This is a genomic window from Paraclostridium tenue (assembly GCF_039521565.1).
GTDB lineage: Bacteria > Bacillota > Clostridia > Peptostreptococcales > Peptostreptococcaceae > Paraclostridium > Paraclostridium tenue.
This window is the reverse complement of sequence record NZ_BAAACP010000008.1, coordinates 26,594-49,343: the sequence shown is the minus strand read 5'-3', so window position 1 is coordinate 49,343 and position 22,750 is coordinate 26,594. Positions and strand designations below refer to the sequence as shown.

Annotated in this window: 27 protein-coding genes and 1 pseudogene; 12 read left to right on the top strand and 16 right to left on the bottom strand. The window is 26.5% G+C overall.

Annotated elements, in window-relative coordinates; all coding sequences use genetic code 11:
* Positions 1–8 precede the first annotated feature (8 nt).
* A pseudogene (locus tag ABFX13_RS07865) lies at positions 9–1,481 on the bottom strand ([FeFe] hydrogenase, group A); the annotation flags it as partial.
* A 182-nt stretch (positions 1,482–1,663) separates the two neighbouring features.
* Here ABFX13_RS07865 and ABFX13_RS07860 point away from each other — a divergent pair.
* A complete protein-coding gene (locus ABFX13_RS07860; protein ID WP_346044647.1) occupies positions 1,664–2,203 on the top strand; it encodes a DUF3885 domain-containing protein in 540 nt (179 codons plus the stop codon).
* 53 nt (positions 2,204–2,256) lie between these two features.
* Here the strand turns inward: ABFX13_RS07860 and ABFX13_RS07855 are convergent, their stop codons facing one another.
* Positions 2,257–3,138 carry a hypothetical protein gene (locus ABFX13_RS07855; RefSeq protein WP_346044645.1) on the bottom strand — a complete coding sequence of 294 codons (882 nt, stop codon included), beginning with the start codon at positions 3,136–3,138 and terminating at the stop codon, positions 2,257–2,259.
* 278 nt (positions 3,139–3,416) lie between these two features.
* On the opposite strand from ABFX13_RS07855, the gene ABFX13_RS07850 reads away from it, so the two are divergent.
* The gene (locus ABFX13_RS07850; protein ID WP_346044643.1) at positions 3,417–3,767 is read left to right on the top strand and encodes a MerR family transcriptional regulator; all 351 of its coding nucleotides are present in this window, start codon (positions 3,417–3,419) and stop codon (positions 3,765–3,767) included.
* A 113-nt stretch (positions 3,768–3,880) separates the two neighbouring features.
* On the opposite strand, the gene ABFX13_RS07845 is transcribed toward ABFX13_RS07850, so the two are convergent.
* The 3 genes from ABFX13_RS07845 to ABFX13_RS07835 form a co-directional block, all read right to left on the bottom strand.
* Entirely contained in the window at positions 3,881–4,081 is a 201-nt protein-coding gene (locus ABFX13_RS07845; protein ID WP_346044641.1) for a cold-shock protein, read from the bottom strand.
* A 135-nt stretch (positions 4,082–4,216) separates the two neighbouring features.
* The gene (locus ABFX13_RS07840) at positions 4,217–4,534 is read right to left on the bottom strand and encodes a hypothetical protein (protein WP_346044638.1); all 318 of its coding nucleotides are present in this window, start codon (positions 4,532–4,534) and stop codon (positions 4,217–4,219) included.
* Positions 4,535–5,090: 556 nt separating this feature from the next.
* Positions 5,091–5,345 carry a Mor transcription activator family protein gene (locus ABFX13_RS07835; protein ID WP_187005852.1) on the bottom strand — a complete coding sequence of 85 codons (255 nt, stop codon included), beginning with the start codon at positions 5,343–5,345 and terminating at the stop codon, positions 5,091–5,093.
* 227 nt (positions 5,346–5,572) lie between these two features.
* On the opposite strand from ABFX13_RS07835, the gene ABFX13_RS07830 reads away from it, so the two are divergent.
* Positions 5,573–6,094: an HD domain-containing protein gene (locus tag ABFX13_RS07830; protein WP_346044634.1), complete on the top strand. Its 522-nt coding sequence runs from the start codon at positions 5,573–5,575 to the stop codon at positions 6,092–6,094.
* A gap of 126 nt (positions 6,095–6,220) precedes the next feature.
* Here ABFX13_RS07830 and ABFX13_RS07825 read toward each other — a convergent pair whose 3' ends face one another.
* Entirely contained in the window at positions 6,221–6,607 is a 387-nt protein-coding gene (locus ABFX13_RS07825; protein WP_346044632.1) for a hypothetical protein, read from the bottom strand.
* Positions 6,608–6,761: 154 nt separating this feature from the next.
* Between ABFX13_RS07825 and ABFX13_RS07820 the strand changes: the two genes are divergently transcribed.
* The 3 genes from ABFX13_RS07820 to ABFX13_RS07810 all read left to right on the top strand — a co-directional run bounded on the left by ABFX13_RS07820 (position 6,762) and on the right by ABFX13_RS07810 (position 7,573).
* On the top strand, positions 6,762–6,980 hold the full coding sequence (locus ABFX13_RS07820; protein WP_147543679.1) for a DUF1659 domain-containing protein: 219 nt from the start codon (positions 6,762–6,764) through the stop codon (positions 6,978–6,980).
* 34 nt (positions 6,981–7,014) lie between these two features.
* Positions 7,015–7,245 (top strand): DUF2922 domain-containing protein, encoded by a 231-nt coding sequence (locus ABFX13_RS07815; protein WP_346044628.1) that lies wholly within the window; start codon positions 7,015–7,017, stop codon positions 7,243–7,245.
* A 175-nt stretch (positions 7,246–7,420) separates the two neighbouring features.
* Positions 7,421–7,573 (top strand): YvrJ family protein, encoded by a 153-nt coding sequence (locus ABFX13_RS07810; protein ID WP_187005855.1) that lies wholly within the window; start codon positions 7,421–7,423, stop codon positions 7,571–7,573.
* A 78-nt stretch (positions 7,574–7,651) separates the two neighbouring features.
* Here ABFX13_RS07810 and ABFX13_RS07805 read toward each other — a convergent pair whose 3' ends face one another.
* The gene (locus tag ABFX13_RS07805) at positions 7,652–8,137 is read right to left on the bottom strand and encodes a hypothetical protein (protein ID WP_346044626.1); all 486 of its coding nucleotides are present in this window, start codon (positions 8,135–8,137) and stop codon (positions 7,652–7,654) included.
* 235 nt (positions 8,138–8,372) lie between these two features.
* On the opposite strand from ABFX13_RS07805, the gene ABFX13_RS14755 reads away from it, so the two are divergent.
* Positions 8,373–8,615 (top strand): YvrJ family protein, encoded by a 243-nt coding sequence (locus ABFX13_RS14755; protein ID WP_428833868.1) that lies wholly within the window; start codon positions 8,373–8,375, stop codon positions 8,613–8,615.
* A 156-nt stretch (positions 8,616–8,771) separates the two neighbouring features.
* Here the strand turns inward: ABFX13_RS14755 and ABFX13_RS07795 are convergent, their stop codons facing one another.
* Positions 8,772–9,146, bottom strand: coding sequence for a MarR family winged helix-turn-helix transcriptional regulator (locus ABFX13_RS07795; RefSeq protein ID WP_346044622.1), 375 nt, complete (start codon positions 9,144–9,146; stop codon positions 8,772–8,774).
* Between the two features lie 165 nt (positions 9,147–9,311).
* On the opposite strand from ABFX13_RS07795, the gene ABFX13_RS07790 reads away from it, so the two are divergent.
* Both ABFX13_RS07790 and ABFX13_RS07785 read left to right on the top strand, forming a co-directional pair.
* Positions 9,312–9,800, top strand: a complete 489-nt coding sequence (locus ABFX13_RS07790; RefSeq protein WP_346044619.1) for a DUF2798 domain-containing protein — start codon at positions 9,312–9,314, stop codon at positions 9,798–9,800.
* 395 nt (positions 9,801–10,195) lie between these two features.
* Entirely contained in the window at positions 10,196–10,330 is a 135-nt protein-coding gene (locus tag ABFX13_RS07785; protein ID WP_346044847.1) for a YvrJ family protein, read from the top strand.
* Between the two features lie 78 nt (positions 10,331–10,408).
* Here the strand turns inward: ABFX13_RS07785 and ABFX13_RS07780 are convergent, their stop codons facing one another.
* The 8 genes from ABFX13_RS07780 to ABFX13_RS07745 all read right to left on the bottom strand — a co-directional run bounded on the left by ABFX13_RS07780 (position 10,409) and on the right by ABFX13_RS07745 (position 19,957).
* Positions 10,409–12,196 (bottom strand): transcriptional regulator, encoded by a 1,788-nt coding sequence (locus ABFX13_RS07780; RefSeq protein ID WP_346044617.1) that lies wholly within the window; start codon positions 12,194–12,196, stop codon positions 10,409–10,411.
* Positions 12,186–15,290, bottom strand: coding sequence for an AAA domain-containing protein (locus tag ABFX13_RS07775; protein WP_346044615.1), 3,105 nt, complete (start codon positions 15,288–15,290; stop codon positions 12,186–12,188). Before ABFX13_RS07775 ends, ABFX13_RS07780 begins: the two co-directional genes overlap by 11 nt.
* A 158-nt stretch (positions 15,291–15,448) precedes the next feature.
* Positions 15,449–16,222: a DnaA ATPase domain-containing protein gene (locus ABFX13_RS07770; protein WP_346044613.1), complete on the bottom strand. Its 774-nt coding sequence runs from the start codon at positions 16,220–16,222 to the stop codon at positions 15,449–15,451.
* Positions 16,113–17,060, bottom strand: coding sequence for a DnaD domain protein (locus tag ABFX13_RS07765; RefSeq protein ID WP_346044611.1), 948 nt, complete (start codon positions 17,058–17,060; stop codon positions 16,113–16,115). Before ABFX13_RS07765 ends, ABFX13_RS07770 begins: the two co-directional genes overlap by 110 nt.
* Positions 17,061–17,801, bottom strand: a complete 741-nt coding sequence (locus ABFX13_RS07760; protein WP_346044608.1) for a recombinase RecT — start codon at positions 17,799–17,801, stop codon at positions 17,061–17,063.
* A gap of 219 nt (positions 17,802–18,020) precedes the next feature.
* Positions 18,021–18,962 carry a YqaJ viral recombinase family nuclease gene (locus tag ABFX13_RS07755; RefSeq protein WP_346044606.1) on the bottom strand — a complete coding sequence of 314 codons (942 nt, stop codon included), beginning with the start codon at positions 18,960–18,962 and terminating at the stop codon, positions 18,021–18,023.
* Between the two features lie 12 nt (positions 18,963–18,974).
* The gene (locus ABFX13_RS07750; RefSeq protein WP_346044604.1) at positions 18,975–19,754 is read right to left on the bottom strand and encodes a phage antirepressor KilAC domain-containing protein; all 780 of its coding nucleotides are present in this window, start codon (positions 19,752–19,754) and stop codon (positions 18,975–18,977) included.
* Between the two features lie 11 nt (positions 19,755–19,765).
* Entirely contained in the window at positions 19,766–19,957 is a 192-nt protein-coding gene (locus tag ABFX13_RS07745; RefSeq protein ID WP_187005866.1) for a helix-turn-helix transcriptional regulator, read from the bottom strand.
* Positions 19,958–20,160: 203 nt separating this feature from the next.
* Between ABFX13_RS07745 and ABFX13_RS07740 the strand changes: the two genes are divergently transcribed.
* From ABFX13_RS07740 to megL, 3 genes are all read left to right on the top strand, one after another.
* A complete protein-coding gene (locus ABFX13_RS07740; protein WP_346044601.1) occupies positions 20,161–20,562 on the top strand; it encodes a helix-turn-helix domain-containing protein in 402 nt (133 codons plus the stop codon).
* 30 nt (positions 20,563–20,592) lie between these two features.
* Positions 20,593–21,093: a M78 family metallopeptidase domain-containing protein gene (locus tag ABFX13_RS07735; protein WP_195925624.1), complete on the top strand. Its 501-nt coding sequence runs from the start codon at positions 20,593–20,595 to the stop codon at positions 21,091–21,093.
* A gap of 399 nt (positions 21,094–21,492) precedes the next feature.
* Positions 21,493–22,686: a methionine gamma-lyase gene (megL, locus tag ABFX13_RS07730; RefSeq protein WP_147543643.1), complete on the top strand. Its 1,194-nt coding sequence runs from the start codon at positions 21,493–21,495 to the stop codon at positions 22,684–22,686.
* Positions 22,687–22,750: the final 64 nt, after the last annotated feature.

The following is a 22,750-nucleotide window of genomic DNA, read 5'->3' as shown; positions in this document are numbered from 1 at the left end:
ACTGAAGCAGGGTTTTTACATACTGGACAGATAAATCCTTCTGGTAATTCCCCTTCATGTATATAACCACAAACTGAACAACGATATTTTACTGATGTACTCATTTTACTACCTCCTAAGTCTTTACTTTTATCAAAATAAGTTGTATGTAACATTTTTTGTGCAAGATTACTTAATGGCTTACCATAAAATTCTTTGTAAAGTGTTTTTATTTCTTTATTTTCATGACTTAATCGAACTTTCATTTCCGAATCTCTTTTATAAAGTCCCTCTATACGCTTTTGTCTAAGCGTATTGCCTTTAAATTGAGTATCTTTTGGTTGTCCACCTCCACCGATACATCCTCCAGGGCAAGTCATCACTTCAACAAAATGATATTGTTTATTTCCATGTTTAATTTTTTCAATAAACTTAGATGCATTTTTAGTTCCATAAACAACAGCAACATTAATCTCCATTCCCTTAATTTTTAAAGTTGCTTCACGAGTTCCCTCCATGCCTCTTACAGTTTCTAAATCATAAAATAATGTTGTAGGCTCTTCTTTTGTTATATATGTATATGCTGTTCTAAGTGCTGCTTCCATAACTCCACCTGTATTGGCAAATATTACACCAGCTCCTGAAGATTTTCCCATTAAGTTATCATAATTACTATCTTCTAAATCATTTAAATCAATATTATGTTCTTTTGCCCAAATAGCTAACTCTCTTGTAGTTATGACATAGTCCATATCACGCATCTCATCTGCATTGTAATATTTTCCAGATGCATTCATTTCATCTCTTTTAATTTCAAATTTCTTTGCAGTACAAGGAGTTAAAGCTACATTTACAATTTTTGATGGATCTATGCCCATCTTCTTTGCAAAATATGTTTTTATAGTTGGCCCTTGCATTCCAATTGGACTCTTTGAAGTTGAAATATGATCTAGCATATCAGGATGAAACGTTTCAGCATATTTTACCCATGCAGGACAACAACTAGTAAACTGTGGTAACGGCTTATTTTTAGAAGTTATACGTTCTATTAGTTCACTTGCTTCCTCAACTATTGTTAAGTCTGCTGCAAAATTAGTATCAAGAACATAATTAGCACCTAACTTTCGAAGTAAAGCTACCATCTTACCTTCAACAAAACTACCATCTTTTATGTTGAATTCTTCTCCAAGTGATACTCTAACAGCTGGTGATGTGGTAAATATAACTATTTTGTCCTTACTATTTATTACAGATTCAACTTTTTTGTAGTCATAAACTTCTGTAATACTCGACTGAGGGCAAACATTTGCACACTGACCACAATTAATGCATACAGCAATATCATTCGTATCTTCTAATGAATAATTTCCATTTACACCTATGTAATCCGTGCAAATTTTTTTACACATACCACACTGTATGCACTTTTCTTCATCTCTACAAATTGAAGGGTTATCCTTTTCAATTGCAACTCTAATGTTAGTTGATAGATGTTTACTCATTTTTAATCCTTTCTTAAAAATTTATATTATATGTTCAAATATATCTGTATAACTATCTGAACATATATACTTATACCCTGGAAATTTATGGTTAATCTCCTAATATAAATAATGTTAGAATTGAATAAGAGTTTAAATGATTGTATATTATAATTTAAATTTTAGTAAAGGGTGAAAATTTAATGGATTTATATAAAAACGATTTAATTATTGAACATCTAAATAAAACTAAAACTCGTATTTCATTTTATTTAGCTGAAGGTCAATCTCCTTATTATGAAATTTATGATAATGGTAAATCTATTTGTAGACCTGAATATGTAGATTTATGTGTTAAACGTTCATACGATTTATGGAAAAAATGTGAATTTTCAAATGATTTAACAGTTTTATTTGAAGACACATACAGCAGTTATAATAAAGGTGAAAAAGAGTTTATAGAAAGTTGTTTAGATTCATCTAAATGCTCTGTTTACTATTTTAAATGGAATGATGATGGTGAAAAATTCAATGGAACAAGATATGTTTGGAATACTAATAAAATAGATGTTAAATTACTTTTTGAAAAAATAATTCTTTCTGATATCGGTGAAGATACAGTTTTAGATTGCTCTGTTTTTATTATGGATAATAAAAGTAAAAATATTTTCTTTTTATATGATGATAAGGGTATTGATGTTTTTTCTAATGATGAAAATTTCATATCTAAAATAAAAAGTTAAATATAAAAAAAGGAAAACTATCTTTTAAATAAGTTAGTTTTCCTTTTTACTTTCTAATGTATATTTTCACTCATATAAGTTAATAAATCATTTTCAATATTACTGTGAATATCACTAATTCCAATCATAGAAAATATTATAAATCCAGTTATAAAAACCATTTGCATAGTTGAAATTACTTCATATTCAGTTTTGTATTTTATATTTTGAATTAGAATCATTAAAAACATAAATCCCATTCCAAAATAAGAATATACTTTTAAAACTTTAAAGTCTATCCATCTTTTAGCTTTATTTATATATGTATCAAAGTATTTTTCATTTTTATTATTTTCAATAGCTTTTGATTTTATAGAATTTGATTTTGTTAAAACTTCTCTTTTATTGTTTTTTAAAGTTAATCTATATTCATAATTAAAGACTTTAACAAATCCTTTTTCTTTTCCTTCATTTATATCTTTAAAAAATGCTACAGTAAAAATCATAAATGCTATACACAAAATTATTGTTATAAATTTGTATTTTATAAATACTCTCTTAATATTTTCGTCTTTATTGTGAATACATTTAACGTACTTTTTAGATAAATATTTTTCATAAGGTATTAATAAAGTAAAAATTAATATAGATTCCATTGTAGTGTAGCTATTATATTTACTTAAAATGATACTGACTATCCTAATTACTACATATATATCTACAAATATAGCAAATTTCTTTAATCCATTTTTGTATTTTTCTTCATCTATAAATTCATAATTTTTATATAGTTCTTCGTTTTTACTTTCCTCAATGTATTTGTGACCTATATATGAAAACATTATCAAAATTGCTATGTCCATACCAGATTCTATAAATAAATCAAATATCCCCCCTAGAATTATCAATGTAACCCCTAATTTTACATCTTCTCTTTTAAATATCTCTTTCTTCATAATCTCCCCCAAATCTACACATTATAGTTAAATAATACCATATTATTAATATTACTTTGCCTTAAAATGAATGTTTTTATAGAATTTTTTTAATATTCATACAAACTAAAGTTAATTAAAAATAGATTTATTGAATTAACTTAAAACAATGTATTTAACTTCAGATATATGAGAGTATTTTATAATTGGAAAATTTTGGAGTGTTGTATATAATATAATTAACGTTTTCAATCGTTATATGTTTTAAAATTAATATTTTAATAAAATAAGGGGGATTTATGAAAAATAATAATGAAGGATTAGTATTTAAAGCAATATTAATTGCTATAATTGTTGGGGTTTGCACTTCTACTATGTTTGGAGGCATTGAAGATAGTATACATCAATTATCAAATAGTATTTCTGATTTAGCTAATATGACTAACAATAATTCTAATGACTTTATATCTATGAGCATAGGAGAAGCTGCAGTACATTTAAATATACCAAAAGATGACTTGCAAAAAATAATAGATGATGATAACACTGATATTCCTTATATTAAAATAGGTAATAAAATTGTTTTTTATAGACATGCCTTATATAAATGGGCTGAATCAGCTCAAATAAATATAAATAAAAATGAATAAAATTAATAATTTATAATATCATACTATATTTATAAAATATAATATACAAATTATTAATTAGCATAAAAAAAAAGACACACGATGTGTCTTTTTTCCGAACATATATATATATATTATAATATAGTTACATTCTCTGCTTGAGGACCTCTAGCACCTTTAACTATATTAAAGTTTACTTGTTGACCTTCTTCTAATGATTTAAACCCCTCAGTTTGTATAGCTGAAAAATGTACGAATACGTCATCTCCACCTTCTACTGATATAAAACCAAATCCTTTTTCATTGTTAAACCATTTTACTGTTCCATTTATCATTAAAAATACTCCTATGAACCTATTTCTAGGTCTCTCTTAATTTATTTGTGTATCGCTACAAATATTATTATAGCACATATTATTAATAATAGATAGCTTTTTATTTTAATTTCTTTTAAATGCTCTATATATCACTTAAATAAACCTTCTTCGATTTAAAATATAAGAAATAGCATATACAATTATTCCTGTTAACAAATACATTAGTGAAGAATATTTTAAAATTTCAACATTTGTACCATTGTAAAAATCATAAAATGTTCCAAATATCATTGTAATCATAAGAGCAATCCAACTTTGTGATACTGAATTACTGCGAATTAAAAATTCTCGTTCTTTTACTTTTGATTTTGATATAGGTTTCTTTCCAGCTAATAAATAGATGATAATTAGTGAAGGAATACCTATTAATAAAGTCTGTCCCCAGTTAATCAATAAACTAAAAAATGTCATAATAAAACTCCTTTTTAAATGCTTTATAAATTTTTTAAAACTTATATGGGTTGAAAAATCTATTATTTATTTTAACTTATAGATTTAAAAAAATCTTAAAAGTGGACTAAAATGTATTTATTTTGGACTAAATCGTTTATTTACTATATAAAAATAATCAATGAAAAAATAACTATTCTATTATCAAGCGCTTTAGGGGAAATATTTTTATAGAAATATAAAATAAAAAATAGTGTATCTTATGAAATACATTAATTTCGGCAGATACACTATTTTTTTTTATACAATATAAACAAATACATCTAAAGTATAGATATTTTACTCTTGATCTTTTTTATAAAGAGTATATACATTATACCCACCTAATAAAACAGCGAAAATTAATAAAATTAATTTGGAGATACTCATTTTATCACCTCAAAAGATGTATTATTATAATATATTTTGTTTATTTTTTTGAAATTTAGTCATTTTATTATAAATCACTTTTGTTATTTTATTATTTATGTTTTAAATGTACTGTTTAAGAGGGTATAGTAAATCACTATACCTTCTATTATTTTTCTTTTAGTATGTTTCTTATTTGTGATTGGCTTATTTGATATTTTCTAGATAAAATTTTTATATCTCCATTAAATTCTTTTTTTATATTTTTATTTCTTAAGCTTAGGATTAAGGTTTGTTCTTTTGGTATGTATATGGAACTTCCTCCCATGTATTTTACTAGTTTTTTAAAGTTTTCTATTCCTATTAGTTGAGCTAAATCTTGATTGTTTTGGGGTATTTCTTTTATAGTTATTTTTTCAATCATTTTTTTCACTCCTTTTATTTAATTATATTAGCTATTTTAAAAGAAGTGGTGTGGCTAGTTGGCTCAAAGGTTACCTTTTATAATAATTAAATATTTTTTATAATCAAAGTTTTAAACTTTTATATAATGCTAATTAAATAAATTTTAGATATCATATAGATAAATATGAATTTATAAGTATGTTTGTTATAATATTTCATAAATAAAAATTCTAGGAGGAACTTGGTGTGAATACAGCGACATTTCTAGATATATTAACAGTAGCAGAAAAACTAAAATGCAATACTAGACACTCATGTACATCTAGCGGACGTCATGAAAGTGTGGCAGAACATAGCTGGCGTATTGCATTAATGGCATTATTAATGCGTGATGAATTCCCAGATATTGATATGGACAAGGTAATTCGTATGTGTTTAATTCATGATTTAGGAGAAGCCTTTACTGGTGATATTCCTACTTTTGAGAAAAAAGAAGAAGATAGTAAAAAAGAGGATGAGATGTTTTTTAAATGGATTTCAACTTTCCCTACTCCTTATCGTGAGGAGTTCACAGATCTTTTAAAGGAAATGAATGAACGTAAGACTGATGAAGCAAAGCTTTACAAAGCATTAGATAATTTAGAAGCAGTCATTCAGCATAACGAGGCGGATATTAGTACTTGGATTCCGCTAGAATATGACTTACAGTTTACTTATGGTGCAGATAAGGTGAGATTCTCTCCTTATTTAAAAGAGCTGAAAAAATAAATAGACAAAAGAACGACAGAAAAAATAGCTCAAAAGAGTGAATCTTAGTTATTTAGAATAAATGACAGTTACTATATGACAAGTAATTAAAACGTATCACAATTAAGTGATACGTTTTAATTTTTTCTAAACACTTTCTATATATTTAATTGTTTCATCTGTTAATTCTATTGGGAACATATATCCTTTTACACCATTGTCTGAAAGCTTTTTACTAGAGACCTTATCAATTTTACTTAAATAATTTTTAATTGGTGTAAGTCTTACATAGTTTGATCTCTTTTTTACTTCCCCTTTGCTAAATTCATTATCATCAATAGTTTCTTCATATTCTAATATTGCTCTTACTTGACATTTTAAAAATATAGCTCCATAAGGTGCTCCGTTGTATAAATATACAATATCTCCTAACCCTAGTTTTAAATCTGTTCCATAGTCTACAAATCCATTTTTTAAAAAGCTTCCTAAAATATCATATTTTTCTAAATTACATGGAAACATATAAGATTTCATTTTATACTCATCTCCTATTTTTTATATAAGAAAATTTTACCATATTTATTGTTTCTCATAGCAGTTTTAGTAATATTTTTTCTCAAATACTTTTTTTGATGATTTTTCTATGTCACCTCTATACTTATGTTAACAAGTTAAGGAGGTGATTTAAATGGCAGTTTCTGAAACTAAGAATCCATCAGCTTTAAAGATAAAGTTAGATGCTGGTCTTAATGATGATGGTAAGACTATTGTAAAAAGTAGAACTTATAATAACGTTCGTCCTGATGCTACTAGTCAAGATGTGTTAGATGTTGCTAAGGCTATTATAAACCTTCAGGTTCATGATGAACTTGAAATTTTAAAGCAAGATAATACTATTTTGAATTAGTTAGTATTTAGTTTAGTTGAAAGGAGGTGTTTTTATGGAGGTTAAGAAAAAACTTGTTATGAGTTTTATGACTGATTTAGGCAGAGGTGTTTCTATATCTGTTGATGATCCTAGAGAGGATATAACTGAAGCTGAGATAAAATCTTGTATGGACTTGATAGTTTCTAAGGATATATTTAATCATTATGATTCTAGTTTGGTTCGTGCTGTTGAAGCTAAGATAGTTGTTACTGATACTACTGAGTTTGATTTAGTTGTGGCTTAATTGGTGGCTAGTTAGGGGGCTTCGGGTTAGCTTGAAATTATATGGTTCTTCCTTCACTGTAAAGCCGGTGAGGCGTGGCTTTAACGTTACGTCAGATTCCATATAATTTCTTCGCTAATCCTTCGCCATCTTGCTTTGCCACTTTTTTTGTGAGATTGTGAAAGGAGGTATTTTTATGAGTTCTGAGATTCAAACACTTATTGCCAATGTTGGTTTTCCTATTGCTATTAGTATGTATTTATTAATTAGGATTGAGGGAAAGCTTCAGGTTCTTAGTGATAGTATTAATGAATTGAGTAAAAATATTAATGTTATGAAAGCTAAGTAGTGTATTTTAAGTTTTGAGATAGTTTTTGTATAAATATAAAAAGTGAGTGTATGTTTGTAATACTCTCACTTTTTTATTTTACTTAAAGTATTTTCCATAAGGTCTAAAATGGCTTAATTCTTCTATTAATTCGTCTATTGGGTTAGAAGTTTTTTCAATAGGTTCATCAATTAAACTCATTAAATAATCAAATAATTTTTGACCAGCACCTTCCATAGTAAATCCAGATAAAGTTGTTTTATCTTTGCTTTCTAAAATTATAATTATTAGCTTGCCTGTGCTTATTTTATTAACATATGAAGAACAATCTTCTTTTAAATCCTCTTCTATTTTATTTAAATGTTCTATTGTAATTTGTATTTCTTCTTTTTCATTTTCACTTAATAAACTTTGAATAATATTTTCATCTTCTATTTTTAAAATTTTTGAAATATCTTCAAAGGTATCTTCACTTATGTCTTGATTGTTTGTTAAAAATTCATCTATTGTAATTTCTGTGGCGTTAAAATTTTCAATTAAATACTTTGAAATATCCTCTATTTTATGATTTTTTTTAATATTCATCTATAAATCTCCCCCTTTTTAATAGCCCCTACTATTTATTCACATTGTATCATTTCTATATTTTGCAAACAATGGTAATTAGCTTTATTAAATAAAATTTATAAGTAGTTTATAGGGTGTTTTTTCAAATGCTTACTGAGTTTGATTTAGTTGTGGGTTAGTTGGTGGCTAGTTAGGGGGCTTCGGGTTAGCTTGAAATTATATGGTTCTTCCTTCACTGTAAAGCCGGTGAGGCGTGGCTTTAACGTTGCGTCAGAATCCATATAATTTCTTCGCCAATTTACTTTGCCACTTTTTTTGTGAGGATAAGGAAATATGTGTTTTTGTGAGTTCTGATGTTCAAATACTTATTGTCAATGTTGGTTTTCCTATTGCTATTAGTATGTATTTATTAATTAGGATTGAGGAAAAGCTTCAGGTGCTTAGTGATAGTATTAATGAATTGAGTAAAAATATTAATGTTATAAAGACTAAGTAATTTGTGTAAGTATAAATTTTAAAATTAAATATAGCATACTCCCTTATGATATCCACTTAAAAAATATTTTACAATGATTTTTAGTGTGACTATCATAAGGGAGTTTTTTTGAAAGTAATTAAAACCAAGTTTCTTTTAGACATAACTTTAAAACTGTTAAATTTTCAGTACCAATAACTTCTTCAATTGATTTTTTAAAACTAAAGTTTCTTTACAAAATTTTTCACCTTTTTCAGTTAGTATAAGTGTTTTATCTCTTGAAGAGCTATCACAATTTTCTATTTCTATATATCCTTTTGCAATTAAATTTTTAGTATTTTTATGTGCCCCTTGCCTAGATATATCAATTATTCTAGCAAGTTGTGAAGCTGTCATAGGCTTTCTTTCAAGTAAAGCTATAATATATGATTCTGTATCTGTAATATATTCTCCAGCATTTTCACTCCATTTATCCCTAACAATTTTACGAAGTTGAGCATGTTTTTCACTTAATAAATCTATTAAATTTAAATTATCTAGATATGAATTCATCTTTCTCTCCTATATTAAAAATATATTATATTCAATTAAGAATATTATACATTATAAATTTAATATTATCATTATTTTTGTCAACCTAATTGACATTTTCATTCAAAAAACTTATAATAATTTTTGTCAACTAAGTTTACAATCTATTATAAGGAGATGAATGATTTGGGAAAAAATAAAGTAGAACATTTTATATTTATTTTAATGATATGTACATCAATGGTATTTATAATGAGCTGTTACAACATTGCTTTAATGGAAGGTTTATCTTTTAATGTGCTTAAACATGCTATATTAGGATTTATCCCTGCCTTTTTATTTGCACTAATAGGAGATGTTTTTATAGTTGGGAAAATTGTAAACAAAATAATGCCTAAAATAATTAAACCTACTGATTCTATTAAAAAGAAAGCTATTTGTATGACCTTTTTCATGGGGTGTGGTATGGTATTATGGATGTCATTTTATGGAGCTGTTGTAAATGTAGGTTTTAATGAACACTTACTTTCAGCTTATGGTAGTAATATAGTTAAAAATTTTGTATTTGCAATACCATTGAATTTATTCATTGTTTCACCATCTGCGAGAACAATATTTTTTAAGTTATTCCCACCAGAAAGTTTAAACACAACATCAACTAGCTTAAAAATTTAGATGTATTTGAAGGACTGTGAATTAAAATTTATAGTCCTTTTTAAGTTTACTTGAATTATTTTTTTTATTTCACTTTAGTTTAGCATAAAAGCGTACTTATGCTCTATCACTTGCTTTTATCACATCAATGTTACAAATAGTCATATATTTTAAGTTTGTATTTATAAGTTAATTATTATTTATGGTTTAATCTTAATATAATCATTTGGTCAAGAAGATATAGTGAAATACTATACCCTCTATTATTTTGATTTTAATATATTTCTTGTTTGAGCTTTAGTTATTTTATATTGTCTTGCTAGAATTTTTGTGTATCCTTTGAAATTTTGTTTTATGGTTTGTTTTATGGTTTGTTTTATGTGAAAGGAGGTATTTTTATAAGTTCTGAGATTCAAATGCTTATTGCCAATGTTGGTTTTCCCATTGCTATTAGTATGTACTTATTAATTAGGATTGAGGGGAATCCTCAGGTGATTTATGATAGTATTAATAAATTGAGTAAGCATATCAATATTATGAAGATTAAATAAAAAACTACAATTAATAATTATTAATTGTAGTTTTTTATTTAATATATCTTTTTGTAATTATCTCTTTAAGTATCTAATCTACTTAATAGTTTCGATAGTATTTTTAATAGATACCTTCAATTCATTTAAAATAATATATTGCAATATTGAGTAACCATTACATATAAACTCGGGCATGTATCCATTTAAATCTTCATTTAAATATTTTAAATATTTTTTTTGATTTTTTTCATCTAATTTAAGATGATTCGATTTATTTCTATATGTTCTTATTTTATCCAAAACTTTCTGTAGTTTCGGGTATTCATGTTTAAACTCTTTCCAGAAATAATTTCTTTTACTATGTGATTTAGCATTTAAATCTAATGATTCTACTAATGATTTATTAATACTATCAATAAACTTTCTAAACTTATTATAGTCTGTAGCAACTGGCATATCTAAAAACATGTTTAATTCTGGTATGTCACCGTTTCCAATCCACCCAATACCATCATTGCTACGCATATATGAATCAGCATCTCTCACTAAACTTTTAATATCCATTATAGTTCTCTTTAGATGGTTTGAATCTTTAAAATATTCATTTCTTTCAACTAAATCCCTATTACTTATAGTTTCTTGTAAAATTAAATTTATATTATTAAAATCTTCATCTTTTACTTCAAAAGCATTCTCTACTATACCTTGTGTTGTTCTATCAAGACTTATATTTGATTTATTATATAAATAAATCAAAGCTTTTCTTTCTTTTTTATTTAAAATCATAGGGTTTATGTATCTAGGCAATTGAATTATAGATATATTTTCATTCTTTTTAGATATTTCTTGTATTTTTTCAATATTTTTCTTTTGATATCCGTCTATATAATCTTCTCCACATAAAATTATATTTAGGTTTATATTTCTGCTAATAGCTTTTTCTATATCATAAAAAAATCCATTTTTAAAATTATATTTACTTACTAATGGTATTGTGATTACTATATTACTATTTTTTTCACTTTCTAGTAAATATTGATCACATACATTATTTACGTTTTCATACTTAACTTCTTTTATAAATTCACTTTGTGGTTTTTTTAATATATCTTTTATTTTTATAACGCTACTACTTTTAAAATATTCATTAAATCTATCATCTAGTAAATCTATTCCATTTTTATCAAATTCAACTAATGCTTCCTCATACTCTTCAGCTCTATTATACCCATCAAATACTACAATTCTTACATCTTCATTTTCATTTTCAAATATAAGTATATCAATCTTTTTATATAGTGTTGTATTACCTTTTATATCTATAAAATCAACTATATTCCCACAATATGTTTCCTCATCATCCTCTTTATACTGTTTAAATACACTCTTAATTTCTTTAAATTTTATGTCTTTAATATTTGATTCTATAATATTAGCTTTTAATGCCCTTATTCCATTCTCTTTTACACTTCTAGCGGCCATAAACTTATTTATATACTTTTTGATTTTTCCTGTTAATCCATCTATTAATATTGCTATCTCACTTTTATCTAAACTTTCTAAACTGTTCTCTCTTAAATATCGCAGTCCATTCTCTGTTATAGTTTTTTCATGTAAACTTATATAATCTCTTTGTATTAAATTTGTAAAAGCTTCATCTATTAAGTATCCATCTATTCCTAATATTAATTTTATATCTTGTAGAGATACTTTTTCATTGTAAAGATTTAGTACAAAATCTTCTACAACTGGTAGTGCTTTTTTGTTAACAGTTAAAATTTCAACTCTTCTCTTTAAAATTGGTACAGCGACTTCTGAATAACCTTTTAGTTTATATCCTGGTAAATCATTAAATTTATTTACCACTATATCTTTAATTTTCATCATACACCTCTATTAAACAACTCTTAGAGTTTTTTTCTATAAATTTAATTACATTTGTAAATGGATTCCCTCTAAATGATTTTGCTTTTTTAGCAAATTTTATATCTCCCACTATTATTAGGCATTTTTTCCCTCTAGATAATGCAACATTTAATCTTCTATCATCATATAAAAATCCAATTTTAAAATCATCATTATTTCTTACTAAACTATATATCACTATATCTGTTTCAGATCCTTGAAAAGCATCTACATTATCAATGAATATCCTTATACTTTTCCATCTATTTTTATCATTTGGCTTTATCAAATTAATTAAAAGCTTTTTTTGTTCATTATATCCAGATATAACAGATACTGTAATATTATTTATTCCATCTTTCCTATATGAAGACTCTATATTTTCTAGTTGATTTAAAATAGCCTTAGCTTCTGCATCATTTTTTTTAGATAAATTTTCATCTTTTTCTTTTTTATCCTTACATAATGATGTATCTATCCATTTTATAGTTTTAGGCCACCATTCTAACATATGATTTCTATTATTTTTACTTATGCCCGTTTCTATTTCTATAGCTGGATAAAAAATATCTGATACTAAACGAGATATATCTGGATGCATCCTAAACTGTGAAGTTAATATTGATTTAGGTTTATCAGTCATTTTATCATACATATCTTCAAATAAGCTTTTCTCTAAATCAACTTCTTTGATGCCCTTTTCTTCAAGTCTTATTTTATCAACTTTAGTATTTATAACAGGTGGTAGTTGTCTGTGATCTCCAACTAATATAATTTTCTTACCTCTTACTATAGGTACTAATAATTCTAATGGAGTTGCTCTAGCAGCCTCATCAACGATTACCCAATCAAAATCCATATAATTTAAAATATTTCTTGATGCAATACCTAGACATGTTGAAGCTACAATTGAAGACCCTTCTGCAAATATTTCATCAAATTCATCAAGTTTTCCTAACCTTCTATGCCACTCCTCTGTAATTTTTTGGATTTTTTCCACATTTTGTGAATTACCTATACAATTTGTTACATACTGTTTTAAAGCTTTTCGTGATGTTTTTTTTACATTTTCAACCCATCTATTTAATTGTTCAGACATTATTAAATTTTTGGATTGTTCCGATATTTTTTCACTTCTTCCGATTCTTATAATTCTTTTATCTGGTAACAACTCTGCTACCTTAGTTACCACATTATCCACTGCTACATGAGATTGTGATGCTAATAATATCTTTCCATCTGGCTCATCCTTTAATATCTGGCAAACTATTTCGGTAATTACAGTTGTTTTTCCTGTTCCTGGAGGTCCCTGTATTAAAAATAAATCCTTTGTAGCCAATGCTTTTTCTACTGCATTTAAACTAGCACTACTATTAGATTTTTTTAATATATCTTGAAAATATTGTTCTCTATCTATATGATTAATCTCATTAATTTCTATTAAAGAGGGATCTGCAATAATATCTGGAAGATATGGGTTAACGCAGCTAGAAGTATTTATGGCATTCAAAGCTCTCCCAAACTTTCTTAAACTATTTATAGACTTTGAAACATCTATACCTATAGTTCCCATATTTGATACATCTGATGGATTTACCTCTGAATCTAACTTTATAGTTATTATATTTTTATTTATATCCTCAAATTCCCCTACAGTAATCTGATGATTTTTTTTATCAGTTAACTGTATCATATCTCCAAGTTGTAATTCTGAGCTCAATTCCTCATCAGTCAAATAAACATCTATTTTATATCCAGTATCATTAATTTCAAAGTTTTTATATTTTCCTAAGTTTCGTTTTTCATCAACATCTTTAAATTCTTCTTGTAAATATTTGTTCCATTTTTCTAATAATATACCTTTTGCACTACTTCTGGATTTTTCTACATCTCTTTCTCTCTCTTTATCTGCAACTTGCTGAATTAAATTTTCAATAAAACTATCATTAATTTGACTTAAGTTATTATATATGGGTATCCATGGTAAATCTATTTTAAAACCTCTGTTGATTTCATTATTCCACTCTATGTGATCTTCAAGACAATGTACACTTTTTATATCTAAAAAGTTTTTACTTGAGTCTAATGTACATATATATTTAACATCACTACCTATAAGACAGTAATTTCCTGTTTTTTTATTTTTATATATGCTACTACTTGTTAAATCTTCCTTTAAAAATTTAATAGTATGATCTTCTCCATTATAAGTAATCATTCCTAATTCAATAAGTTTTCTTTGTATATATGAGTTACACTTTATATATAATCTCTGAGTTTTTGACTTAGCTAGCAAAAGTTCTTTTTGCAAAATTCTCTTTATTTCATATATGCTTTCAGATCTCTCATTAATATCATATCTTGTCATATCCATTAATAAATTCTTTATATTTTCTGAAACTCTTATATTTGATATATACTTCTCAATTTCTTTCTTATTTCCTGGAGGGTCATTTTCTGAAAATAAATAAGATAGTGTAAGTCCTAAGGAGTAAATATCACTTTGAGTTCTTACATCTTCTCTTAATAATTGTTCTGGTGATGCATAATTTATAGTCATATAACATTTTACAGTATTTTCATCATTGTATATATGACTAAGTATTTTACTTATTCCAAAATCTATAATACGTATATCTTTTGGATTATTTATCATAATATTTTTTGGATTTAAATCTCTATGTATTACACCTTTTTCATGCGCAAATGCTATTGCTTCTACAATACTTATAGCAATATTAATCTTATCTTCCATTAATACTTGTTCATTGTTAATATATTCTTTAAGTGTCTTGTGTTCTAAATATTCCATAACTAAAAATAGCTTATTTTTATCTTTTCCTGAATTAATATACTTTACTATACTTTTATGACTTAATTTTTTTAATGATTGATATTCTCTTTTAAATAACTCTTCACTTAATTTTCCCTCTTTGTTTTCACCTAAATCAAATACCTTAATAGCAATAGCATTATCAGTTAAACTATCCCTTCCCAAATATAATTCGATGCTAGAACTCTGATTTTCAGAAATTTTTTTTATTAAAATATATCTATCTTCTAATATCTTCATACTATTCTCCTCGTTCATTTGTTACCATTTTTTTACAAATTTTCTCTTTTATTGTAACATTTGATATATACAGTTACAAATAAAAATTACAATGTCCATTGTTTCATAGCATATATTTTAATAATTCTATCTAAAGTTAAATTTAGCGAAAATAACCTTTATCTATACATCCTATAATTAAGCTTCTTCCCTCTAAACTCCACCAAATAACCCCTACTCATCTCATACACCCTACTCCCCACAGCTTCATCAACATCTAAAATCTCATCAATTCCCATCTCACAACTTACAATCATAGGCAAATTATTAAAATATCTAAAATTCACTATCTCAAACATAATATTTACATCACTTTTACTAATACTTCCCTTAAACAAATCATCTATCAAAAGCACATTTGCATTTTTATACCTACCAACAATACTTTCATAAACCTCTTTATCCATAATATTTTGCTTTATATAAGTTATAACATCCCTATAAGGCATATACAAAACTCCCACACAATCATTCATAAGACTATTGGCAATAGCAAGGGACAAATGAGTTTTCCCCGAACCCACTTGCCCTAAAAACATTATAGAATTTCTCCTACTGTTTTTTATCTCATCAAATTTTTTTACATATTCCCTAGCTTTTCTATAAGCATCTATAACTTGAATATCATAAGTATAATTAAAACTATCAAAAGTCTTCTTCCTAAATTCATCACTTATTCCACTAGATTTTAAAATATCTTTAGCTTCTCTTAAAGCTCTACACTCACAATAAGTTGCATTATCCCCATCTAGTATAAAAGTTAAATCCCTACATTTTTCACATTTATACTTCTTCAATGAAGGCTCTAAGTTCTCTAAGTTCTTCTTCTGTTGGCTTTCTATAAAGGTTTGAGTCCTCTTTTTTAAGCTCTCTTTGATACTTAGATTTTTCATACTTTCCACCTTCACTTCCCCCTTTATTTTGCTTTTTAGCTTCATACTCTTTTAAATTATCAAAAGTTTTTATATTATTTTCTCTCCACTGTCTAATAATTCCATTAACATACCCCTTATTACACCTTTTATTATCTGTAGCTATTTCTATAGCTCTTTTAAAGAGTTTAATATCTACATCTTCACTTAACTCAATTAACCACTCTCCAACTACTCCATTTATAAGTCCTATATTTTCTTCATAAAGCTTTGCATACTCATCTATATTATTTTTTACATACATACCTATACTTTCTTTTTCAGATTCTATTTTTTGTTTTTCTTTTTCTTTTTCTTTTTGTTTTTCTTTTTCTTTTTCCCCATAGTGGTTACCCAAACTTAAATCAACTTCAACTATGGGTATACATACACTATCCATAGCCTTATCATATTTTAAATTAACCGTATCTATACTGTATCCATACCTATCACACTCTTTTAAAAATAAATCTACAAGATAATCGCTTTTAATATTTTTAAGTTCTTTTTCTATACACTTTCTAACCTTAGGACTAACAATTTTATTATGCTTAATCCAATTTTTTAAAAACACTTCCTTAGTTTCCTCACTATAAACAACTTTCCCATAATCCTCAAATCTAGAAAGTAGCTTCTCTACAGTTTCTCTGTTATATCCAGTTTCCGTTTCTATAATTCTCTTTGGAAGCTCATAAATTCCACATTGGCTTGTCTTACTATTAGTCATAAGATACATATAAAAATACTTCTCCTCAGGAGTTAAATCTAAAATAAAACCATCTTGCCAAAAATCTATATGAATATGCCTATAAACAGCCATCTATATTCCCCCTTGTAAATTAGTCTTTATACTTTCATCTAATAAAACTGACTTTTGCAATTCTATACTTAAAGGAGCATATTTAAGTAACTTCTTTATAACAGTTTTCTTTGCCATAGCATCAAATTCACTTTCCCACAAATCAATCCCAAAGATTTTACTATACTTCTTAGAATGACTTAAAACCTCATCACGAGTCATAAACACAAAACTAGATCCCATTGAGTCTAAATGATAAACAGCATAATAACCTATAACCTCTCCCCTATCACCAATTAGGCATGGTCTATGTACTAACTTTTGCTCTAGTCCATAATCAATATAAAACTCATCATTAGCTTTAACCTCATTAGCATACAAACTCTTAACCTTTCCACTTCTATAAGCAAGCTCTATCATTCCTTTATAACCTATTTGAAACTCAACCTTACAATCCTCACCAAACTTTACTGGTACAAGATAAGCCTGTCCTAAAACACTATTAGGTTCAAGATTTAAACTAAAACACTTAACCATAGCATTAATAAAAGTCATAATCTCACAAGACTTAAAATTTTCATTGGAATTAAAAACATTAATAGCTTTATTTAAAAACTTATCAAAATCAATATTACTTAAAAGCCTACTTTCTATATCATTTTTCATCTTTATCATAATTTGCTTCATAGCATAAACAGGCTTTATCTCCAAATTTTCAAGCTTTTCTTCCTTCTTTTTTATTTCCTTTTTTAAATTATTCATAAAAAACTCCCCCTTTATAAAAAATTAAAATATCTCTTTCTAAAACCTTACAATTCTAGTTAAGGTGTTATATAGTATTTGATTAAATTAAAATAGCTTCCTCAGTGTTTTCCTCAACACTTCGTTAAGGTGTTATATAGTATTTGACGAAACGTTAAAGCCATGTTTTTAGGCTTTACAGTGAAGGAAAATAATATATAACACCTTCGCCTAAATACTCTACATCCTAAACACCCTAGAAGTAGTAGTCTTTACATACTCACTAGCAATTTCAGGATAATCACTTCTAAATCTTTTACTATCAAAACTAGACCTACTTTGATTTTTCCAAGTAATCTTTCTATCCCCTACAAAAGCTACTTCATAATCTCCCATCTCATTTTGAATAACTTGTTCAATATACTTTTTCTCCAAATCAAGTTCCTTAATAAGCTTTAAAACTTCATCATATCTATTGATTTTTTCTTCTTTCATAAAAAGAATAATACTTTCATTTTTTGAACTTTTATATTTATTTTTTAAAAACCTAGAATAATCTTCACTACCATCAGGAATTGGAACCTTATCTCCTAAAATATATTCCTTCCAAAACTTTTCCTCTTCTTCCATTAAGTAAGTTATAAGTTCTTCATCTCTTTCTAATTTATGAATAACAAAATCCTCATTTCCAATAAGTTCTGCAACGTAACAACAACTAGCTCCTGTAACTGCCATGTAATGAAGGCATTGTATTTGATAATGAATAGGAACTTGTTTTTCCCATTCTTTCTTTTGAAAAGAATTAGTAACCTTACACTCTAATATTGCTTTTTCTCCAAATACATATCTATCAATGTTTGCAATAGCAAATGGATATTTATCATTTCTTAAAATTCCATTTACATTTCTGACCTTTTTCCCAGTTCTTAACATAAATTCACGAGCCACAAAATCTTCTAACTTATTTCCTAACTCCATCCTAAAACTTTCACTTTCACATTCTTCGTAATTTTTACTATGTAATTTATCTATATAAACACTAGCCCTACTTTTAAAAGGACTCATATTAACAATGCTTGAAGCATCAGAACCACCTATTCCACATCTTCTTTTTTCTAGCCACTCAGCTTTACTCATGTTTTTAGTATTGTATATAATCTTTGCATCTAAAAATTTTTTCATAATATCCCCCTTTTAATTACAATTATCAATTTTTTTATTTAAAACACTCATATAATCTGTTTTTATTTTATTTATAAAGTAAGTTTGTCCTTTTCCAGTTATCCTAGTGGTTGCTTGTAATTTTTCTCCATTTTCAGTTTTAACTATTTTTTCTATAACCTTAAAATATCCTCTGTCTATGTATTTTTGTTTTGGAAGATTTTTATCTATTCCATTTTTAATCAAATATCCATTTTCTCTAAACCAAAAGAAAAGTCTATTTCTTCCAATATGTATATTGTTGTTGCTTAAAACTTTAGCAAAAGTTCCTATGCTTATAACTTCTTTTGTTTCTTCTATGACTTTTATAAATTCTTTATAAGAATTATTTTTATTTATTAAACTATCAATTAAATTTTCTAAAAAATCTGGGTTATTTATTATATTGTTTATAATTTTGTTATCTAAATATGCCCCCTGCTTTCTAATAGTTGGAAGTACCTCTTCAAATATCCAACTTTCAAATCTGTTAGCAGTTTCAAGCTTTGACTTTATAATTAATCTATATAAATTTGATTCATCTATAAACTTTCTATTAACATATTGGATAATATCTTCTCCATTTCTTTTTTTGCCAGAAACTATACCTATCTCGTAAAAAGTTATCCCTTTCTTTTTACAATGTCTATTTATTGCATCATGAGGATTTAAATATCCTAAAATCCTACAACACTCTACTGCATCAAAGTACTCTTTGTTATTTGTATTTAGCACCATGATTTCCCCAAAATCCTTATTTTTAAAAATCTCCATATAAATACCTCCTAATTGTTTTTAAAAATATCATCACTTTCATAATTTAGAACTTCTTTAATTTTTAAAGCAATATCTAATGATGGTGTTCTTTGTCCTCTTTCTATTTTTGTGTAATATGACCTGTCTATGTTTAGCTTGTTTGCAACTTGAAGTTGAGTTAGGTTTTTGCTTTTTCTAGCTTCTTTTAAATTTATTCTCATTTTTCTCCCCCCTTTATTTCAAGTGTCTTTATGTTACTAAAATACTTATCGTGTCTTTTAGCCACGACTTTATATTTATGATTATAGTTACGTTTTGTTACCTTGTCTATAAATTTTATGTAAGAGTCACATTTTTGTTTACACTAAGACACATTTTATATAAAATATAAGTATGATATAAAAACAATTGGAGGTGAATTTTCATGTCGTTTGGTCAAAGGTTAAAAGATTTAAGAATCGAAAAAAATGTTACTCAACAACAAGTTGGAGATTTTTTAGGTGTTGGAAGAGCAACTATTGCAGGATATGAAACTAAGGATAAACACCCAGATTTTGATAAATTAAATTTATTAGCACAGTTTTTTAATGTTACAACAGATTATTTAATAGGTGTTCCTAATTCAGTTAAAACGCTAGATAATAAAGATATGACTATTGCAACTCATAGAAGTAATTCTTATGAAAAAAATTCTAATAATCAAGAATACTTTACAACTAGTGACGGTCAAAAGGTTAATTTATGTGAGGATTTATCAAATGAAGCTAGAGAACAGTTAGAAAGTTATCTTAACTATCTTATGTTTAAATATCCAAAGAAAGATTAGTTTTTTATATGTTTAGGGGGATAATTGTTTATGGATAAATTAGACAAGTTATATGAATTATGTGAGGAAAATGGGATAGTTCTTGAAACTGCTACTTTAATGCCTTCTTTGTTAGGTCTTTATACAAAAATGGAAGGCTACCCACCTATTATAACTTTAAATAAAATAATTTTAGGTGATAAAAAGAAAACTTTAGAAGTTTTATCAGAAGAACTTGGTCATCATTTTACTACTGATGGAAATTTTGTTGGAGTTCTTACTCATTATACAGATAGAGTTAATCTTGATACTATGGAATTAAAGGCTCTTAAATGGGCTTGTAATTTTTTAATTCCTGATAGTGAGCTTGTTGAAAAATTAAAGTATGAAACAAATCTTTATGATTTAGCAGATAGTCTTGAAGTTCCTTATCCTATGCTTATGTCTAAGCTTAATTTTATAAAAAAAGATAAGGGTTATATAAAATTTTCAGATAAAATTTTGTATTTATATAGTAATGATAATCTCTTATATCATGAATCTTTAAAATAAATTTTAATTTAAATTTAAAAAAGATTAAAATTAACCCTATGTAGTAAACATGAAAAAAATGTGTTTTTATATAGGGTTTTTATATACTCTACTCACACCCCTTGAAATTACAGTAACTTAAGTTATAGTAGTGAAATTTTTAACATTTTTTTAATTTTATATAATCTTTGAAATAAATAAAGTAAAATTTATATATATAAAAAATTTTTTAAGTAAGAATAATTTATTATATACGTTTTCCCATTTTTAATCTAGAATTTTTTTATTATGTTAAGTTTATTGAAAATTTTTGAATTTGTATATAAATTCCAAGAGTGCTATATTAAAGGAGAAGACGCAAGTAATCGTTTTCACAAAGTAAGACACTACTATTTAATCAAATCTAGGAGGAGAATTACTATGGAAAACTTAAAAAACAAAAAATTTGCTACAAGAGCGATACATGGAGGACATCATAAAGACCCTGTATCTGGAGCATTAACTACACCAATATGCCAAACATCAACATTCGTATTTGATAGCGCTGAACAAGGTGGAAGAAGATTTGCACTTCAAGAAGGTGGATACATATACTCAAGATTAGGAAATCCAACTAATACTCAATTAGAAGAAAAAGTAGCTTTACTAGAAGGCGCAGAGGCTTGTATGTCTACTGCATCAGGAATAGGAGCTATATCTTCAGCATTATGGACAGCCTTAAAAGCTGGAGACCATGTAGTTGCGTCTAAAACTTTATATGGATGCACATTTGCATTATTAAATCATGGATTAACAAGATATGGAGTTGAAGTAACTTTTGTAGATGCTTCTAATTTAGAAGAAGTTAAAGCTGCTATGAAAGAAAACACTAGAGTTGTTTATTTAGAAACTCCAGCAAATCCAGACTTAAAATTAATAGATATAGAAGCTGTTGCTAAAATAGCTCATGAAAAGAAAGATTGTATAGTTATGGTAGACAATACTTTCTGTACACCTTACATACAAAGACCTCTAGAATGGGGAGCTGATGTTGTACTTCACTCAGCAACTAAGTACTTAAACGGACATGGAGACGTTATAGCAGGTTTTGTTGTTGGTAAACAAGACTTTATAAACCAAGTAAGATTATTTGGTGTTAAAGATATGACAGGTGCTGTACTTAGCCCATTTGATGCTTACTTAATATTAAGAGGTATGAAAACTTTACAAATTAGAATGGATAGACATAGTAAAAATGCACTAGAAGTTGCTAAGTTCCTAGAAGGACATAAAAATGTAGTAAAAGTTAACTATCCTGGACTTGAAAGCTTCCCTCAACGTGAATTAGCTAAAAAACAAATGGATTTACCAGGTGGTATGATAGCATTTGAAGTTAAAGGTGGCTTAGAGGCAGGTAAAAAATTACTTAACTCTTTAGAATTATGTGCTCTTGCAGTTAGTTTAGGTGATTGCGAGACATTAATACAACATCCTGCTTCAATGACTCACTCTCCTTATACAGCTGAGGAAAGAGCTGAAGCTGGAATTTCAGATGGATTAATAAGAATTTCTGTAGGTCTTGAAGACCCTGAAGATATAATAGATGATTTAAAACAAGCCTTAGATTTACTTTAAGGTTTAAAATTGAACCTAGTTTAATTAAGCTAGGTTCAATTTTTTTAAAGTCTTAATTGTCACA

Bases quoted from the DNA above. Each gene is read 5' to 3' on its own strand.
- ABFX13_RS07860 (WP_346044647.1), top strand. From the start codon at position 1,664: ATGGATTTATATAAAAACGATTTAATTATTGAACATCTAAATAAAACT.
- ABFX13_RS07855 (WP_346044645.1), bottom strand. From the start codon at position 3,138: ATGAAGAAAGAGATATTTAAAAGAGAAGATGTAAAATTAGGGGTTACA.
- ABFX13_RS07850 (WP_346044643.1), top strand. From the start codon at position 3,417: ATGAAAAATAATAATGAAGGATTAGTATTTAAAGCAATATTAATTGCT.
- ABFX13_RS07845 (WP_346044641.1), bottom strand. From the start codon at position 4,081: ATGATAAATGGAACAGTAAAATGGTTTAACAATGAAAAAGGATTTGGT.
- ABFX13_RS07840 (WP_346044638.1), bottom strand. From the start codon at position 4,534: ATGACATTTTTTAGTTTATTGATTAACTGGGGACAGACTTTATTAATA.
- ABFX13_RS07835 (WP_187005852.1), bottom strand. From the start codon at position 5,345: ATGATTGAAAAAATAACTATAAAAGAAATACCCCAAAACAATCAAGAT.
- ABFX13_RS07825 (WP_346044632.1), bottom strand. From the start codon at position 6,607: ATGAAATCTTATATGTTTCCATGTAATTTAGAAAAATATGATATTTTA.
- ABFX13_RS07820 (WP_147543679.1), top strand. From the start codon at position 6,762: ATGGCAGTTTCTGAAACTAAGAATCCATCAGCTTTAAAGATAAAGTTA.
- ABFX13_RS07815 (WP_346044628.1), top strand. From the start codon at position 7,015: ATGGAGGTTAAGAAAAAACTTGTTATGAGTTTTATGACTGATTTAGGC.
- ABFX13_RS07810 (WP_187005855.1), top strand. From the start codon at position 7,421: ATGAGTTCTGAGATTCAAACACTTATTGCCAATGTTGGTTTTCCTATT.
- ABFX13_RS07805 (WP_346044626.1), bottom strand. From the start codon at position 8,137: ATGAATATTAAAAAAAATCATAAAATAGAGGATATTTCAAAGTATTTA.
- ABFX13_RS07795 (WP_346044622.1), bottom strand. From the start codon at position 9,146: ATGAATTCATATCTAGATAATTTAAATTTAATAGATTTATTAAGTGAA.
- ABFX13_RS07785 (WP_346044847.1), top strand. From the start codon at position 10,196: ATGCTTATTGCCAATGTTGGTTTTCCCATTGCTATTAGTATGTACTTA.
- ABFX13_RS07780 (WP_346044617.1), bottom strand. From the start codon at position 12,196: ATGAAAATTAAAGATATAGTGGTAAATAAATTTAATGATTTACCAGGA.
- ABFX13_RS07775 (WP_346044615.1), bottom strand. From the start codon at position 15,290: ATGAAGATATTAGAAGATAGATATATTTTAATAAAAAAAATTTCTGAA.
- ABFX13_RS07770 (WP_346044613.1), bottom strand. From the start codon at position 16,222: ATGAAAAATCTAAGTATCAAAGAGAGCTTAAAAAAGAGGACTCAAACC.
- ABFX13_RS07765 (WP_346044611.1), bottom strand. From the start codon at position 17,060: ATGGCTGTTTATAGGCATATTCATATAGATTTTTGGCAAGATGGTTTT.
- ABFX13_RS07760 (WP_346044608.1), bottom strand. From the start codon at position 17,801: ATGAATAATTTAAAAAAGGAAATAAAAAAGAAGGAAGAAAAGCTTGAA.
- ABFX13_RS07755 (WP_346044606.1), bottom strand. From the start codon at position 18,962: ATGAAAAAATTTTTAGATGCAAAGATTATATACAATACTAAAAACATG.
- ABFX13_RS07750 (WP_346044604.1), bottom strand. From the start codon at position 19,754: ATGGAGATTTTTAAAAATAAGGATTTTGGGGAAATCATGGTGCTAAAT.
- ABFX13_RS07745 (WP_187005866.1), bottom strand. From the start codon at position 19,957: ATGAGAATAAATTTAAAAGAAGCTAGAAAAAGCAAAAACCTAACTCAA.
- ABFX13_RS07740 (WP_346044601.1), top strand. From the start codon at position 20,161: ATGTCGTTTGGTCAAAGGTTAAAAGATTTAAGAATCGAAAAAAATGTT.
- ABFX13_RS07735 (WP_195925624.1), top strand. From the start codon at position 20,593: ATGGATAAATTAGACAAGTTATATGAATTATGTGAGGAAAATGGGATA.
- megL (WP_147543643.1), top strand. From the start codon at position 21,493: ATGGAAAACTTAAAAAACAAAAAATTTGCTACAAGAGCGATACATGGA.